General features: G+C 66.2%; 1 protein-coding gene. It reads right to left on the minus strand.

Annotation, left to right across the window (positions count from 1 at the left end; translation table 11 throughout):
• Window positions 1-17: 17 nt before the first annotated feature.
• Window positions 18-1,120 (minus strand): IS3 family transposase gene (locus MNZ39_RS24065; RefSeq protein ID WP_242341609.1). Its coding sequence is split into 2 segments (ribosomal slippage): window positions 18-865 and window positions 865-1,120, totalling 1,104 coding nucleotides; the frame shifts between segments, so codons are not numbered across the junction.
• Between the last annotated feature and the right edge of the window lie 63 nt (window positions 1,121-1,183).

Here is a 1,183-nt window from a genome sequence, read left to right on the forward strand (position 1 = left end):
TGACCTGCCCCCCGACTCTAGACGGCTAGCTTCGTGAGTCCGGTGATACTGCGAGCAAAGCCGTTCGGCGTCTGGTTGTCCAGCGAGCTGTGCGGCCGCACCTCGTTGTAGTCGATCCGATAGGCCTCGATCTTCTTCCGAGCGTCGTCGAGGCTGAGGAACCAGTTCTCGTTCAGGCACTCGTCCCTGAACTTCCCGTTGAAGCTCTCGATGTAGCCGTTCTCGGTCGGCTTGCCCGGCCGGATGAAGTCCAGCTTGATGCCCTGCGCATAGGACCAGGCGTCCACGACGTGGCTCGTGAACTCGGTGCCGTTGTCGACGCGGATCAGCTCCGGCTTGCCGTGGAGCTCGACGACGCGCTCGAGCACGCGCGCGACGCGTGCTCCTGGGAGCGAGTGGTCGACCTCGATGACGAGGCACTCCCGCGTGAAGGTGTCGACCAGGTTCAGCGTCCGGAACTGGCGCCCGCTCGCGAGCGAGTCCTGGGTGAAGTCCATCGTCCACTGCTGCCGCGGCCGCGTCGGCGGCGGCGGGAGTACCCGCACAGACGCGGCGATGCGCTTGCGCTTCTTCTTCCTGACTGCCAAGCCTTCCGAGCGGTACAGGCGGAAAACGAGCTTGTGGTTCACGTCGTGGCCCTCGCGCTTCAGCAGCACGTGGAGGCGCCGATAGCCCCAGCGCGGTCGCTGTGCGGCGAACGCCCGGAGCTTCTCCCTGAGTTCGACGCGTTCCGGGCGCCGCCCTCGGTAGTAGTAGGTCGCCGGCGCGAGCCCGACGACGCGGCAGGCCCGCCGCTTGGTGATCGCGAACTCCGCCCGGATCGCTTCCACGCCGAGGCGGAGCGCGGCGGGCCCTACCATTTTTTTCCGAGGAGGTGCTGCAGGGCCTGCTTGTCCAGGGTGAGGTCTGCGACGAGCGTCTTGAGCTTCCGGTTCTCATCCTCGAGCGCCCGGAGCCGCTTCGCCTCGCTGACCTCGAGGCCGCCGAACTTCGCCTTCCAGCGGTAGAAGGTCGTCTCCGTGATGCCGAGGCGGCGCACGACGTCCTGCACCTTGGCGCCCGCCTCGACCTCCTTCAGGACCTTGATGATCTGCTCGTCGGTGAACTTGCTCTTCCGCATCCGTCCTCCACGATCAGTAGAGGACTCACGCTTCGACCCGTCCAGTTTTCGGGGGGCAGGTCA

The organism is Anaeromyxobacter sp. SG66, assembly GCF_022690805.1.
GTDB lineage: Bacteria > Myxococcota > Myxococcia > Myxococcales > Anaeromyxobacteraceae > Anaeromyxobacter > Anaeromyxobacter soli.